We start from the raw sequence: 13,884 nt of genomic DNA on the forward strand, positions 1-13,884 counted from the left end.
TTAACAACATTTTCTGCCGTACAAACGCCGAAAACCCAAACAAAAGGCCGTCTGTAAAACAGGCCGTACCGCACAATCATGCGTACTGCCCGTTTTGCAGACGGCCTTTCTCCGCAATCTTACCAAATGCGGGCGGCAACCGATTCCAATACAGACTTGATTTCCGCACCCAAACGGCGGCTCAACAGCCTGCCCAGCTCATCTTTCGGCGTATAATCCACCAACTCCGGCGCTTTGACCACATCGCGCGATACGCTGTAAATATTGCCGAAATCATCAATCAAACCAATCTCTTTCGCTTCCAAACCCGTATAGATTCTGCCGCTGAACACATCAGGATTTTCCTTGTCTTTCAAGCGCTCACCCCTGCCGGTTTTCACCGCTTTGATAAACTCGCCGTGAATATCTCCGAGCATGGTTTCCCAAATACGGGTCTGCTCCGGCGTTTCCGGCGTAAACGGATCGCCCATGCCTTTATTGCTGCCGGCAGTTTTCAGACGGCGTTTCACCCCGACTTTCTCCATCAGCTCCGTTACATCGAAACTGCCACCAATCACGCCGATACTGCCGATGATACTGGAAGGGTCGGCGTAAATCTTGTCTGCCGCCGCCGCAATATAATAGCAGCCCGAAGCACACATATCTTCCGCCACCACATACACCGGCACTTTCGGATACTTCGCTTTCAGCAAGCGGATTTCGTTGAACGCAGTATTGGATACCACCGGCGAACCTCCCGGGCTGTTGGCACGGATAATAATCGCCTTGGCATTGCCGCTTTCATACGCCGCCTTCATGCTGTCGCGCAACATTTTCACTTGGTCGTCATAGCCGCCGCCGATGGTGCCGCTCAACTCGATCACCGCCGTATGCGCGCCTGCCGTCTGCAAACTGCCTTTACTGCCGCTGTTTACGCCGATCAAAAACGCCAGAAACGCCAAAAAGCCGACCACGCGCCAAAGATTACGCCAAAAGCGTGCGCGGCGGCGGTCTTTATAAACTTCAAGCAGCACCTCGCGCAAGGTATCCCGCTCCCATTGCGGACTGTCGGTACCTGCCGGTTGGCTTTCATTTTCGCTGCGGATTTTGTATGACATCAGCAAAACTTTCTTGTAAATGTAAAATTCAAACCATTAAACAAACATATTGTATAACAAACCGCCACACGGCAGATACCTCAAGCACCCGTATGGCTGCGGTTTGCCGTCATCGCCAACGCCGTCTCCACCGCCACTTTCAAGCTGCCCGAATCCGCCCTGCCCGTTGCCGCCAAATCCAATGCTGTGCCGTGATCGACCGAAGTCCGCACAAATGGCAGTCCCAGCGTCACATTCACACCCTTGCCGAACGAAGCATATTTCAATACCGGCAAGCCTTGATCGTGATACATCGCCAACACCGCGTCCGCGTCTTTCAGCATAAACGGCTGAAACAGCGTATCGGCAGGATACGGGCCGCGTACATCTATCCCCTCTTCCCTCAGACCGGCCAGAGCGGGCATCAGCACGTCTATCTCTTCATGCCCCAAATGTCCGCCCTCTCCGGCATGAGGATTCAAACCCGCCATCAAAATAACCGGCTTTGCGATACCGAATTTATCCCGTAAATCCGCATACAAAATCCGTACAACCGACTCCACCAACGGCCGGTTCACCGCCGCGGCAACGTCTTTCAAAGGCAGGTGCGTCGTCACCAAGGCCACGCGCAAACCGCCGCCCGCCAGCATCATCACCACTTGTTCTGTACCGCTCTTTTCCGCCAGATATTCGGTGTGTCCGCTGAAAAAACCGTCCTCCGGCAAGCCATCGTTGATGACTCCTTTATGCAGCGGTGCCGTAATCATTGCTTCAAAAATGCCGTCTGCAATACCGCGATACGCCGTGTCCAGCAACTCCAACACATAAGCCGCATTGGCAGGGTTCAGCTGCCCCGCTTCGCAAGGCGCGCGCAACGGAATATGCAGCACTTCCAATTCCCCCGCAGCCGCCGAATATGCAGACGGCCTTTCCGGGTCGAAATCCAACAGTTTTATCTTCTTGCCCAACTGCCGCGCACGCTCGCCCAACAATTCCTTGTCCCCCAGCACCACCGTGCGGCACGGCAGTCCGGCAAACGCCAAATCCAAACAAATATCCGGCCCGATGCCCGCAGGCTCGCCGGAAGTTACCGCAAAAACAGGAAAACCCATGTCGGCAGTCCTTATCCGTTATCAACCTGTTCAGATTAAAACAAAGCACCCGCCGCGTCCATCTTTTCCGTGTCAAAGCATAGAAAGGCCGTCTGAAAAAGTGTAAAATATTGTTTGTCTGTTACCCCTCGGCCTTTCCAGGCTTATTACCATGGACCTTCCCAGTTCGATAACCGTCCGAAACACCTTTTCTACCCAAACTCACTAACCCCGCCGCAATGCCCTACCGCATCAGGCGGGCGGAGCATTTATGAGCCTCGAACCAGAAAAACAGGTTGATGCCCCCGCGGCCGCAGCGGAAAACGAAAGCGACGTAGAACGCATCGCCGCCGATTTCGACCGTATCCACGCCCTCTGCGAAATCCTCGAACCGGCATTCCCGCAAATCGAAGCGGGAACACCCATCGAAGACGAAACCCTCCGCGTCAAATTTACCGAACTCTCCTCGCTCCTGGCCGAGCTGCACCCCGCCGACGTTGCGGCAGTGTTGGAGTCGCTGCCCCCGCGCGAACGCAATATCGTATGGCTGCTGGTCGCACCGGAAGACGACGGCGAAGTGTTGCTGGAAGTATCCGATTCGGTGCGCGAATCGCTCATCGAGTCGATGGACAAAGACGAGCTTTTGGCCGCCGTCGACGATTTGGATGCGGACGAACTGGCGGAGCTGGCCGACGACCTGCCGCACCAAGTCGTTTACGAAGCACTGCAAACACGCGACGAAGAAGAGCGCGCGCAAGTTCAGGCGGCGATGTCTTACGAAGACCACCAAGTCGGCGCGATTATGGACTTCGAATTGGTCAGCATCCGTGCCGATGTCGCCTGCGAAGTGGTACTGCGCTATCTGCGCCGCTTCGACAGCCTGCCCGACCATACCGACAAAATTTTCGTAGTCGATGAAAACGACGTATTGCAGGGTGTTTTGCCGATTCGCAAATTATTAGTTGCCGATCCGGAAGAATTGGTGGAAAACGTGATGTCCACCGAAGTGGTACGCTTCCGCCCCGAAGACGATGCGGAAGAGGCGGCACAGGCATTTGAGCGTTACGACTTGGTTACCGCACCCGTCATTGACGGCAACAAAAAACTCATCGGCCGCATCACCATCGACGAAATCGTAGACGTGATTCGGGAAGAATCCGAAGCCGACATGTTGAACATGGCCGGTTTGCAGGAAGAAGAAGACCTGTTCGCACCGATTTGGGACTCGGTAAAAAACCGCTGGATGTGGCTCGCCATCAACCTCTGCACCGCTTTTCTCGCCAGCCGCGTCATCGGCGCGTTTGAAGGCAGCATCGAAAAAATCGTCGCACTCGCCGCCCTGATGCCGATTGTCGCCGGCATCGGCGGCAACTCGGGCAACCAGACCATCACCATGATTGTGCGCGCCATGGCTTCCGGCCAGATTACCGACGCGCAGGCATGGCGGCTGCTGAAAAAAGAAGTCGGCGTAGCACTGGCCAACGGCGTGATTTGGGGCAGCGTGATGGGATTGGTGGCTTGGCTGCTTTATGGCAGTTTCGGCATCGGCCTCGTCATGGTCGCCGCCATGACGCTCAACCTGCTGCTCGCCGCCGTGATGGGTGTCATGATTCCTACCCTGCTGGAAAAAAACGGCCGCGACCCCGCACTCGGCAGCTCGGTATTGATTACCGCCGTTACCGACTCCGGCGGATTTTTGATTTTCTTGGGATTGGCAACGGTGTTTCTGCTGTAAACGCGCGTCAGGCCGTCTGAAGGATTGGATTGGCAACCCAACCCGCGCGACGCATTGTCCGCCGCCAACACTGAAAAGACCGTCTGCATATTCATTTTACAGACGGCCTTTTCAACCAATTCAAAGCACATAGCATGCGGCCCGCCGCACGACGATTCGGCTGCCGCAGCCAAAACAGTTTCAGACGGCCTTACCGTTCTTTACCGTCCTTTCCGACACGATGAAACCCTCTGTCTTAGCGGGGCCATTCGCCGTTTCCGCCCACGTCGGCTGCAACTGCCGATACAGGATACCGCCGCGCGGCACCCGGGTATAACAGACAGCGGAAACCGGCAATCCTTTCACTGCCTGTCGCAGGCATGAAAAAGGCCGTCTGCAAAATGAAAATAAATTTGCAGACGGCCTTTTATAGTCGAATAAAATAAGAATGAGACAAGGCAGCGAAGCCGCAGACAGTACACATAGTACGGCAAGGCAAAGCAACGCTGTATCATTCTTATTTTAAATGACTATATCAATCAATTCAAAAATTTATCATTACAGATAGAATTTTTCCAATACTTTCAGATTCTCATCCAATTTATACACCAGCGGCTGGCCGGTCGGAATTTCCAAGCCCATGATGTCTTCATCGGAGATGCCCTCGATGTGTTTGGCCAAAGCACGCAGCGAGTTGCCGTGCGCCGCCACCAAAACGCGTTTGCCGCTCAAAATGGCCGGGGCGATTTGGTCTTCCCAGAAAGGCAGTACGCGCTCCAGCGTGACTTTCAGGTTTTCGCCGTCCGGCACGACATCGCTCGGCAGATGGGCATAGCGGCGGTCGTTGTGGGCGGAAAACTCATCGTCTTTATCGAGCAGCGGCGGCAGGGTGTCGTAGCTGCGGCGCCAGATATGCACTTGCTCGTCGCCGTATTTTTCCGCAGTTTGTTTTTTATCCAAACCTTGCAGCTGGCCGTAGTGGCGTTCGTTCAAACGCCATGTTTTGATTTGGGGTACAAACAATTGGTCGGATTCTTCCAACACGATGTTGCAGGTTTTGATGGCGCGGGTCAAAACGGAAGTAAAGGCGATGTCGAACTCATAACCTTTTTCTTTCAGCTTTTTGCCTGCGGCGGCGGCCTCCGCCAAACCTTGTTCGCTCAATTTCACATCGCGCCAGCCTGTAAACAGGTTTTTCGCATTCCATTCGCTTTGTCCGTGGCGGATAAATACCAACTCCATAACGTCTCCAATCCAATGTAAACGGTTCAAACATTCGACTACATTTATAACATATTTTAGCGGTTGCTTGGGCAGTATTTCCGCGGAAATTTAATCCGGCAAAAAAGGCCGTCTGCAAAACGGCCTTTTTCATTCACTCCGTTTTGCAGACGGCCTTGACGTGTTTTACTGCCCGCGCTCATACCGCCCGGGCAGCTCCAACCCGATTAAATGCCGCGCAACAATTCGTTTACGCTGGTTTTGGCGCGGGTTTGCGCGTCCACTTTTTTCACAATCACAGCACAGTACAGGCTGTGGCTGCCGTCTTTGGAAGGCATGGAACCTGACACCACCACCGAGCCGGCCGGTACGCGGCCTTGGTAGATTTCGCCGGTTTCGCGGTCGAGGATTTTGGTGGATTGGCCGATGAACACGCCCATCGAAATCACGCTGCCTTCTTCCACGATTACGCCTTCCACGATTTCCGAACGCGCACCGATGAAGCAGTTGTCTTCAATAATGGTCGGGCTGGCCTGCAGCGGTTCCAATACGCCGCCGATGCCCACGCCGCCGCTCAAATGCACGTTTTTACCGATTTGCGCGCAAGAGCCGACAGTCGCCCAAGTATCCACCATCGCGCCTTCGTCCACATACGCGCCGATGTTTACATAAGAAGGCATCAGCACCACGTTTTTGCCGACAAAACTGCCGCGGCGCGCCACCGCACCGGGTACGGCGCGGAAACCGGCGGCTTGAAATTCGGCTTCAGACCAATCGGCGAATTTGGTCGGCACTTTGTCGAAATATTTGTTGACACCATCGTCCAAAACTTCGTTGTCCTGAATGCGGAACGACAGCAATACGGCTTTTTTCGCCCACTCGTTTACTTTCCATTCGCCCACGCCCAAACGCTCGGCCACGCGCAGTTCGCCCGAATCCAAGCGGCGCAGGGTTTCCAACACGGCTTCTTTCACTTCGGGGGTAACGCTGGTCGGGGTAATTTCGGCGCGGTTTTCAAACGCAGTTTCGATGATTTGTTGCAAAGACATTACGGATTTCCTTATGAAAACAATCAAATCGCCGTTTTGCAGACGGCATAAGCAGCAAATACCGCGTATTGTGCCATGTAACGCCGCCGCCGTCAGCTATTTGCAGTATAGCAAACGCAAATAAAGCCCGCAGCGCACAAAGCCAATGGAAAGGCCGTCTGCAAAACCGCCGTTTCACCGCGCAACAGCCATCAGCCCTGTTTGGCGACAGCCTCGCCGTGTTCGGCCTTACGCTCGGCGGAATACTCCTCCTGCACGCGCTGGCGGAAACGCATACCGGCCGCATGGTAAAACGGACGCGGCGAAAACTGGCGCGACACTTGAGAAGCAAAAATCGAAGCCACCAACATCCAAAACAACAGATTCTGACCGCCCGTCATTTCCATCATCACCACGCTGGCGGTAATCGGCGATTGAGTAGCCGCTGCCAAAAACGCCGCCATACAAACCAGCACCAAAACATTCACGCCCACTTCCAATTTCGCCAACGAAGCAATATGCTCGCCCAGCATCGCACCGATGGTCAGCGCAGGCGTAAAAATACCGCCCGGAATACCCGCCCAATACGACAATATCGTCGCAAACCATTTCGCCACCGCCACACCGTCCGGCGCATCATACATACGCCGCAGCGCACCCGAAGCCTCATCATAGCCCGTACCGAACGTCTGCCCCTGATAAAGCGTACCCAAAGCCGCCAGAATCACCCCGATAACCGCCGCCAGCATAATCGGATGACGGCGCATCCAGCCGCGCCAACGCTCGGGCGCATAAGCCGCCGCGCCCTTATACAGCATACGCGCAAACAAGCCGCCGCTGATTCCGCAAACCAAACCCGCCACCAGCACCCACATCAGCATATGCTCCAATGCCTGCCCGTGGAAGCCCGAAAAATGCGGGTTGTTGCCCTGAATCGCCACTTGGATAAAACCGGCCGCCAATACGCCCAACAAAATCTGCCGCTCCCAGCGCAACATCACGCCGCGCCCCAGCTCCTCGATGGCAAACACCACGCCCGCCAGCGGCGCATTAAACGCCGCCGCCAAACCGCCTGCCGCGCCTGCCGCCATCAAATCGTTTTCCTGCATACCTTTAAACGCGAGATTGTGTTTCTTGCACCATGCGCCCCAAGCGGTCATCACCGCCGCACCGACTTGAACAGACGGCCCTTCCCTGCCGATCGACGCACCGGCGAGCATACCGAGAAACGTCAGCGGAATTTTCAGCAAGGTTTGCCCCAGCGAAATCAAACGGGTTTTCTGCGCCCCGTAAGGCAGCGACAGCGAAGCCAGCACCTGCGGAATACCGCTGCCCGAAGTATAAGGCGCGTATTTCCGCGTCAGCCACACAATCAGCGGCAGCCCCAGCGGCAGAGCCACCCAAGCGAACCACGGAAACTTCTGCACCCATTTGGCGTTCAGCATCAACGCGTAATCCGCCATGTGTGCAAACAGCAGCGCCACCAAAGCCACCAGCGCAGAGCCGGCCAGCAGAAACAAAAAAGCCACTGTTTTGCGCGACAGCCGCTGCGTCTGCTTAATCTTGTGTGCGATACGGGTAGCAAAAGATCTCGAGGCCATAAGCAATCTTGAAGATATATGAAAAATAATGCCGTTATTATATTCCGATTTAATGAAAATTTAAAAAAGCCGTCTGCATTTTTACAGACGGCTTTTTGCGGTTCGGGGCGCGGCTCAACTGCGGTAGTCGGCGTTTATCGAAACGTATTCGTGCGAGAAATCGCAGGTATAGACGGTGGCTTCGGCGTTGCCGCGCGCCAAGTCGATGCGTACGGTGATTTCGTCTTGGTTCATGACAGCCTGCCCCTGTTCTTCGGTATAGCCTGCGGCGCGGCCGCCGAGTTCGGCAACCAAAACTTCATCGAGCCACATTTTCAGCTTGTCGGTATCGAGGTCTGCAATGCCGGCATAGCCGATGGCGGCCAGCAGCCTGCCGAGATTGGGATCGGAGGCGAAAAATGCGGTTTTCACCAGCGGCGAGCGGGCAACGGCATAGGCGGTTTGGCGGGCTTCTTCGCGGCTTTTTGCGCCTGATACGTTGATGGTGATGAATTTGGTCGCGCCTTCGCCGTCGCGGACGATGGCTTGCGCCAGCTCCAGCGCGAGGCTGCCGAGCAGGGCTTTAAGTTGGGCATAGCGCGGATCGGCGATGTTGTCGATTTCGCTTTGGCCGCATTTGCCGGTGGCGATGATGACGAAGCTGTCGTTGGTGCTGGTATCGCCGTCAACGGTGATGGCGTTGAAGGTGGAATCAGCGATTTCTTGGGTCATCAGTTGCAATACGGGCTGGGATACGTTGGCATCGCAAACGATGAAGCCGAGCATGGTCGCCATGTTGGGGTGTATCATGCCGCTGCCTTTGGCAATGCCTGTGGCGCGTACGGTATGGTGTTCGCCGATTTTTCCTTGGCGGCTGGCGGCTTTGGGTATGGTGTCGGTGGTCATGATGGCGCGGGCGGCTTCGCTCCAGTCGGCAAGACGTACTTCCGGCAGGGCAGCGATGATTTTGCCGGCGGGCAGCGGTTCTAAAATCACGCCGGTGGAAAACGGCAAGACCTGCGTGGTTCGGCAGCCGACTTGTTTGGCGGCAGCGGCGCAGACTTCTACTGCATCGGCACGCCCCTGCGCGCCTGTTCCGGCGTTGGCGTTGCCGGTGTTGACGACTAATGCGCGTACGCCGTCTTCGTCAAACAGGTGCGATTTGGAGATATGGACGGGGGCGGCACAAAAGCGGTTTTGCGTGAAGACTGCACCGACGGTGTTTTTGCCGTTTAATACCATCAGAGTGAGGTCGTCGTGATTCGGCTTTTTGATGCCTGCCTGCCCGACATATACTTGTACGCCGTCGATGTGCAGCAGCTCTTCGGCGGTTTTGGCGGTTAGGTTGACTGCCATGTTGCAACTCCTTTTGTAGGTTTGTATGGTGTAGGGTGCGGTTTTGCAGACGGCTTTTGCGGTAAGGCCGTCTGCAAAAACGGGGTCAGATGTTTAAAATAGGCAGCAGCAGCGGCATTAATACGGCTGTCAGGATGCCGTTGAACACCAGCCCCAAGCTGGCATAGGCTGCCATGCGGCGGCTGCGCTCGAAGGAAACGGCGATGCCCATTGCATGAGATGCCGTACCCAGCGACATTCCGATGGACGAAGGCATGGTAACCGTACCCGATTTCAGCATTTTGTAGCCCGCAAGCTGACCGACCAAGCCGGCAATAATCACGGTGGCAGCAGTAATCGGGGGCAGACCGCCGATGGATTCGGTGATTTCGATGGCTATCGGGTTGGTTACGGATTTGGAGGCAAGAGAAAGGACGACTTCGCGCTCCGCACCCAGCCATTTGGCAAAATACATACCGGTGATGATGCCGGTTACACTGCCTGCAAGCTGCGATACTAAAATCGGCATCCATTGGCTACGGATTTTCTGCCAGTTTTGATACAGCGGTACCGCCAGCACGACAACGGCGGGTTTCAGCCAGAAGTCGATAAACTGCGCGGCTTCGTGGTAGGTTTCGTAGGCAATGCCGAACAGCTTGAGATAGGCAATCAGAACCACGGTGCTGATGAGTACGGGATTGCACAGGATATGCCCTGTGCGGCTGCGGATAATCTGCGCCAAGCCGTACACCGCCAGCGTGAGAAACAGCAAAACGCTGGGCATTTGCATAAGCTCTGCCATTATTTCAACCCCCTTACCCATTCGTGTACTTTGCCGGTTACCAGCAGCACGCAGACGGTGCTTAATGCGGTGGCGGTGAGAATCGAAAACCAATCGCGGGCAATCAGATCGAGATAGCTGATGATGGCCACGCAGGGCGGCACGAGAAACAGGGTAAGGTTTGCCATCAGCGCGTCTGCAAGCTGGCGTATCCATTCGAGTTTTACCCAGCCTGCCTGCAAAGCGGCAAACAATACGCCCATGCCGAGAATACTGCCGGGCAGTTTCAAACCGGTCAGCAGCACCGCCGCCTCACCGATGGCGAGACAGCCGAGGATAATCAGCAGCGCGCGCAATATATTCATGATGTGTGTTCCTTTTGCAGCCGTTTGCAGACGGCCTTCTCCTGACGGAATGCGGTTTGAGCGTTCCGTTTAGGCAATCATAACGCGCCAAAGGCCGTCTGAAAAGGCGAAATGGGAAAAAGCCGTCTGCTGTTCCGAATATTCGGGATTTGCAGACGGCTTTTTCAAACAAGCAGACAAATTAAAACGGGGTATTGGAAACGCCGGCAGCTTTGGCTGCTTTAGCTTGGGCGCGTTCGTCAAGAAAGTGGCGGCGCGCTTGAAGCCGCCATGCCGTCAGAATACCCATCACAGCAGCAATGAGAAAACTGCCGCCGGCTATCCGTAGCAGACTTTTTTCAAAATGGTGAAATAACGGATTACCGGTCGGCAGCCGGCTTTGATGATTTATAGTCGAATAAAATAAGAATGAGACAAGGCAGCGAAGCCGCAGACAGTACACATAGTACGGCAAGGCAAAGCAACGCTGTATCATTCTTATTTTAAATGACTATATCAAGCCCTAAAACACCGATGATAAAGCCATAAACAGCAACAAGCAAAGCGACAACTGCACCGAATGCAAAAATTAAGAATGCAATTAAATACGGCAAAATAAAAAACATTGCAACTGCAAGCACTATCCACGCCATTGCCGCCCTTCGGTATCATTGAAGATGTGGATTTTATGATTCCAAAAAGATAGAAATATTGCTATGCAGTCCTACCATAACGGTACAGGCAACACCTTCGGCAACATTCGCATAAGTATTGTCTCTACGCACTCTATCTTCTTTCACCAACCATATTTTGAGCGCAAATATAACGGCTTATTCAACCCACTGCACAACTTCTTCCACCGGTTTGCGGGCTTTGCGGCTGATGTCTTTGGCGCGGTAGCCGAAAGTCACCATGGTTGCTACGCCCCATTCTGCCGGGTCGAAAATACCGGCTTCTGCCAGCAGGCGGTTGACGGCTTCGTATTCAAAACCTTCAATCGGGCAGGAGTCGATGCCGATGAGTGCCGCGCCGGTCATCATGTTGCCCAATGCAATGTAGGTCTGCTTCGCCGCCCAGTCAAACAGGGTTTGTTCGTTTTCCGCCTGCTTCATGTCGTTGACTTGGAATTTCTTGTACACCGCCAGCCCCGCTTCCAGCTTGTCGCCCGACAAACCGCGCCGCACCAGCACATCGCGCATAAATTCGCTGTCGTAACGGGCGTTTTTCTTCGCCAGTATCACCACCAGATGGCTGCAATCGTCCAACTGGGCGGCAACGCCCCAACCGATGGGCTTGATGGCTGCGCGCAAGGCTTGGTCTTGAATCACGATGAATTTCCACGGCTCCGATCCGACCGAGCTGGGCGACAGTCTGCCCAATTCCAGAATGTAGTCGATGTCTTCGCGGCTGATTTTGCGGCTGCCGTCGTAGTGGCGGCAGGCGGTGCGGAAGTGGAATGCGTCTAAAACGTCTTGTTTGGATACGCTCATGGTTTATCCTTTCAAATGTGGTTCGGCAACGGGTTGGCCGATGGCGGTACACGCCCCGCCACGCTTCACCAAGGCCGTCTGCAATTCGGTAGGCTTGCTTTTCTCTGCCATGCAAGCGGTAATATTCTGTTTATACGGAAAAGCATACCGGCACGCAAGTATGACTGTGCCGATGTTGGGCGGATACGGCGTTACCGTTCTGTCAAATGTTGCCGTATCCTTGCTGTGTTACAGGCTGTGTTACAGATAAGCGCGTTCGTAGCTTGCCGGTACAAACTGCACCGGTGCGGCATCCGCGGCATAACGGTTGTATTGTGCATTCAGCAGCCAATGCGGATCGCGCAGCATACCGCGTCCGACGGCAACCAAATCGGCATCGCCGTTTGCCAGCACGAAATCCGCCACCGCCGCATCGTCCAGCATACCGACGGCGATGGTCGGCAGACCTGTTGCCTGCTTCACCGCGCGCGCAAACGGTACTTGGTAGCCTGCACTGAATACCGGCGTGTGGTCGGGGTGCAGTTTGCCGTCGCCGCCGCCGCTGACGTGCATCACGTCCGCACCCGCCGCCGCATAGCGTTTGGCTATTTCCAAGCCGTAATCCAAGTCATAGCCGCCTTCGGCATATTCTTGGGCGGAAATCCGTACAATCAGCGGCATTGCAGACGGCATCACGGCTTTGGCCGCTTTGATGACCTGCTCGCCGAACAGCATTTTGTCCTGTCCGTATTCGTCGGTACGCTTGTTGGTGCGCGGTGCGTGAAACTGATGAATCAGATAGCCGTGTGCGCCGTGGATTTCGACCGCATCGAAACCGGCTTCTACCGCACGCTTGACGGCATTTTGAAACGCCTGCACCAAGGCTCTGACTTCTTCGGTGCTGATGTCTTTCGGCGTTTGAAACTGCCATGCTCCGGCTTCTTCGCCGTTTTCATAAGCAATCGGCGAGGGGGCAACCACATGGTCGTGTCCCAAACCTTTGCGGCCGGCATGACCGATTTGAACGGCAATTTTGCTGCCGTACCGGTGCACGGAATCGACGATTTTTTTCAATGCGTCACGCTGTTCGTCATTCCACAAACCCAAGCATTTCGGTGTAATTCTGCCATTGGGCGCGACATTGGTCATTTCTACGATAATCAAACCTGCGCCGCCGACGGCACGAGCGGTGTAATGCACAAAATGCCAGTCGTTCGGCATACCGTCCTGTGCCTGATACTGACACATCGGTGGCATCACCACGCGGTTTTTCAGTTCGAGGTTTTTAATGGTGCAGGGAGTGTTCAGGAAGCGTAATTTTGCCATGCTTTTTCCTTTTCATTATCAGGTTATCGTTTTATTATAGCCGAGGTGCGTGTTAAAAAACGCTATCGCAGAAAGGCTTGGCTTTCCGCTCTGCCGCCCTCATAATGTCGTTTTCCCCTTAGAATAGGAATGCTGTGATGAGCGAACAGGATTTTGATTTGGATAATTTGGACACGCTGCTGGAAGACTTCGATGGCGTGGCGGTGGAAGGCGGCGTGGACGCGGAAAACGAAGACGACAACTGCATCGGCGGCGCGTGTAAAATCTGAACGGCGGTACGCTTTGCACCGCGCGGATATGCTGCCGCAAACGGCGTTTTGTCCCTGTTTTGCAGACGGCCTTTTATGCCATGAATGTTAACGAACAACACCCTTACCGTGCTTTTACGCTGGCGGCAGCTCTGTTTGCCCTGCCGCTGGCCATGCTGCTGTTTGAAACCGTAACCGTTTGGTTGCGAAAGCAATCCGGCCTGTGGCTGGAGCGGACGACGGAAGGAATCACGCCGTCTGCAAATTGGACTGACGGTACGGTATGGTTTGTCATCACGGTTCTCGCGCTGTTTGCCCTGCTGCTGGGCGGCGGTTTGGGCAAACTGGCACGCAATAAGATGATGCGCCGCCGTTTCCGCTATATTTTGTTTCTCTGCGGGGCGGCTGCGTGTGCGGCTTCCTTTCTCGCCGCCGTTCTGCTGGGCGTACTGGGCGAAGCGGCACTGGGCGGCCATGCACAGACGGCTGTGTTTTACTATACCGCCGCCATCGGTATGCTTGCCGCGCTGCTGCTGCCCAAGCAGTTGACGCGCGCGCCTGAGCAGACCATCACGTTTCACAAACCCAAACGCTGAAACCGCCGCGCCTGCCGCCAAATCTATCCGATGTGCAGGCTTTTGTTATAAAATCGCTTTTCTTTCTTTATCCAA

At 54.8% G+C, this 13,884-nt stretch carries 14 protein-coding genes; 3 read left to right on the top strand and 11 right to left on the bottom strand.

Annotated features, from left to right (window positions below; genetic code table 11):
- Window positions 1–119 precede the first annotated feature (119 nt).
- Together EL111_RS10255 and pdxA are read right to left on the bottom strand one after the other, a co-directional pair.
- Entirely contained in the window at window positions 120–1,097 is a 978-nt protein-coding gene (locus tag EL111_RS10255) for a S49 family peptidase (RefSeq protein ID WP_123796414.1), read from the bottom strand.
- A gap of 80 nt (window positions 1,098–1,177) precedes the next feature.
- Window positions 1,178–2,188, bottom strand: coding sequence for a 4-hydroxythreonine-4-phosphate dehydrogenase PdxA (gene pdxA / locus EL111_RS10260; RefSeq protein ID WP_123796415.1), 1,011 nt, complete (start codon window positions 2,186–2,188; stop codon window positions 1,178–1,180).
- A 250-nt stretch (window positions 2,189–2,438) separates the two neighbouring features.
- Between pdxA and mgtE the strand changes: the two genes are divergently transcribed.
- Window positions 2,439–3,902: a magnesium transporter gene (mgtE, locus tag EL111_RS10265; protein ID WP_126325861.1), complete on the top strand. Its 1,464-nt coding sequence runs from the start codon at window positions 2,439–2,441 to the stop codon at window positions 3,900–3,902.
- A gap of 537 nt (window positions 3,903–4,439) precedes the next feature.
- Here the strand turns inward: mgtE and EL111_RS10270 are convergent.
- The 9 genes from EL111_RS10270 to EL111_RS10305 form a co-directional block, all read right to left on the bottom strand.
- Entirely contained in the window at window positions 4,440–5,123 is a 684-nt protein-coding gene (locus EL111_RS10270; RefSeq protein WP_123796271.1) for a 2,3-diphosphoglycerate-dependent phosphoglycerate mutase, read from the bottom strand.
- 206 nt (window positions 5,124–5,329) lie between these two features.
- Window positions 5,330–6,151 (bottom strand): 2,3,4,5-tetrahydropyridine-2,6-dicarboxylate N-succinyltransferase, encoded by an 822-nt coding sequence (gene dapD / locus EL111_RS10275; RefSeq protein ID WP_123796245.1) that lies wholly within the window; start codon window positions 6,149–6,151, stop codon window positions 5,330–5,332.
- A 191-nt stretch (window positions 6,152–6,342) separates the two neighbouring features.
- On the bottom strand, window positions 6,343–7,731 hold the full coding sequence (locus EL111_RS10280) for a chloride channel protein (protein ID WP_123796246.1): 1,389 nt from the start codon (window positions 7,729–7,731) through the stop codon (window positions 6,343–6,345).
- A 114-nt stretch (window positions 7,732–7,845) separates the two neighbouring features.
- Window positions 7,846–9,066, bottom strand: a complete 1,221-nt coding sequence (argJ, locus tag EL111_RS10285; protein WP_123796247.1) for a bifunctional glutamate N-acetyltransferase/amino-acid acetyltransferase ArgJ — start codon at window positions 9,064–9,066, stop codon at window positions 7,846–7,848.
- An 85-nt stretch (window positions 9,067–9,151) separates the two neighbouring features.
- Window positions 9,152–9,847 (bottom strand): LrgB family protein, encoded by a 696-nt coding sequence (locus tag EL111_RS10290; protein ID WP_123796248.1) that lies wholly within the window; start codon window positions 9,845–9,847, stop codon window positions 9,152–9,154.
- On the bottom strand, window positions 9,847–10,191 hold the full coding sequence (locus EL111_RS10295; protein ID WP_123796249.1) for a CidA/LrgA family protein: 345 nt from the start codon (window positions 10,189–10,191) through the stop codon (window positions 9,847–9,849). The genes EL111_RS10290 and EL111_RS10295 overlap by 1 nt, the downstream gene beginning before the upstream one ends.
- Before the next feature lie 482 nt (window positions 10,192–10,673).
- Complete coding sequence (locus tag EL111_RS10610; RefSeq protein ID WP_162843006.1) at window positions 10,674–10,823, bottom strand: hypothetical protein; 150 nt, start codon at window positions 10,821–10,823, stop codon at window positions 10,674–10,676.
- Window positions 10,824–11,000: 177 nt separating this feature from the next.
- Window positions 11,001–11,660 (bottom strand): NAD(P)H-dependent oxidoreductase, encoded by a 660-nt coding sequence (locus EL111_RS10300; protein ID WP_123796250.1) that lies wholly within the window; start codon window positions 11,658–11,660, stop codon window positions 11,001–11,003.
- A gap of 240 nt (window positions 11,661–11,900) precedes the next feature.
- Window positions 11,901–12,965, bottom strand: a complete 1,065-nt coding sequence (locus EL111_RS10305; RefSeq protein WP_123796251.1) for an NADH:flavin oxidoreductase/NADH oxidase — start codon at window positions 12,963–12,965, stop codon at window positions 11,901–11,903.
- A 137-nt stretch (window positions 12,966–13,102) separates the two neighbouring features.
- Here EL111_RS10305 and EL111_RS10810 point away from each other — a divergent pair, with 137 nt between their 5' ends.
- Complete coding sequence (locus EL111_RS10810) at window positions 13,103–13,234, top strand: hypothetical protein (protein ID WP_269471077.1); 132 nt, start codon at window positions 13,103–13,105, stop codon at window positions 13,232–13,234.
- 80 nt (window positions 13,235–13,314) lie between these two features.
- The gene (locus EL111_RS10310; protein ID WP_123796252.1) at window positions 13,315–13,809 is read left to right on the top strand and encodes a hypothetical protein; all 495 of its coding nucleotides are present in this window, start codon (window positions 13,315–13,317) and stop codon (window positions 13,807–13,809) included.
- The last annotated feature ends 75 nt before the right edge of the window (window positions 13,810–13,884 follow it).

Origin of the sequence: Neisseria animalis, assembly GCF_900636515.1 — a bacterium.
Classification (GTDB): Bacteria; Pseudomonadota; Gammaproteobacteria; order Burkholderiales; family Neisseriaceae; genus Neisseria; species Neisseria animalis.

What these genes read in the sequence shown, in the direction of transcription:
- argJ (WP_123796247.1), bottom strand. Translation starts at nt 9,066, where the DNA reads ATGGCAGTCAACCTAACCGCCAAAACCGCCGAAGAGCTGCTGCACATC.
- EL111_RS10310 (WP_123796252.1), top strand. Translation starts at nt 13,315, where the DNA reads ATGAATGTTAACGAACAACACCCTTACCGTGCTTTTACGCTGGCGGCA.
- EL111_RS10300 (WP_123796250.1), bottom strand. Translation starts at nt 11,660, where the DNA reads ATGAGCGTATCCAAACAAGACGTTTTAGACGCATTCCACTTCCGCACC.
- EL111_RS10610 (WP_162843006.1), bottom strand. Translation starts at nt 10,823, where the DNA reads ATGGCGTGGATAGTGCTTGCAGTTGCAATGTTTTTTATTTTGCCGTAT.
- EL111_RS10290 (WP_123796248.1), bottom strand. Translation starts at nt 9,847, where the DNA reads ATGGCAGAGCTTATGCAAATGCCCAGCGTTTTGCTGTTTCTCACGCTG.
- mgtE (WP_126325861.1), top strand. Translation starts at nt 2,439, where the DNA reads ATGAGCCTCGAACCAGAAAAACAGGTTGATGCCCCCGCGGCCGCAGCG.
- EL111_RS10295 (WP_123796249.1), bottom strand. Translation starts at nt 10,191, where the DNA reads ATGAATATATTGCGCGCGCTGCTGATTATCCTCGGCTGTCTCGCCATC.
- pdxA (WP_123796415.1), bottom strand. Translation starts at nt 2,188, where the DNA reads ATGGGTTTTCCTGTTTTTGCGGTAACTTCCGGCGAGCCTGCGGGCATC.
- dapD (WP_123796245.1), bottom strand. Translation starts at nt 6,151, where the DNA reads ATGTCTTTGCAACAAATCATCGAAACTGCGTTTGAAAACCGCGCCGAA.
- EL111_RS10255 (WP_123796414.1), bottom strand. Translation starts at nt 1,097, where the DNA reads ATGTCATACAAAATCCGCAGCGAAAATGAAAGCCAACCGGCAGGTACC.
- EL111_RS10270 (WP_123796271.1), bottom strand. Translation starts at nt 5,123, where the DNA reads ATGGAGTTGGTATTTATCCGCCACGGACAAAGCGAATGGAATGCGAAA.
- EL111_RS10280 (WP_123796246.1), bottom strand. Translation starts at nt 7,731, where the DNA reads ATGGCCTCGAGATCTTTTGCTACCCGTATCGCACACAAGATTAAGCAG.
- EL111_RS10810 (WP_269471077.1), top strand. Translation starts at nt 13,103, where the DNA reads ATGAGCGAACAGGATTTTGATTTGGATAATTTGGACACGCTGCTGGAA.
- EL111_RS10305 (WP_123796251.1), bottom strand. Translation starts at nt 12,965, where the DNA reads ATGGCAAAATTACGCTTCCTGAACACTCCCTGCACCATTAAAAACCTC.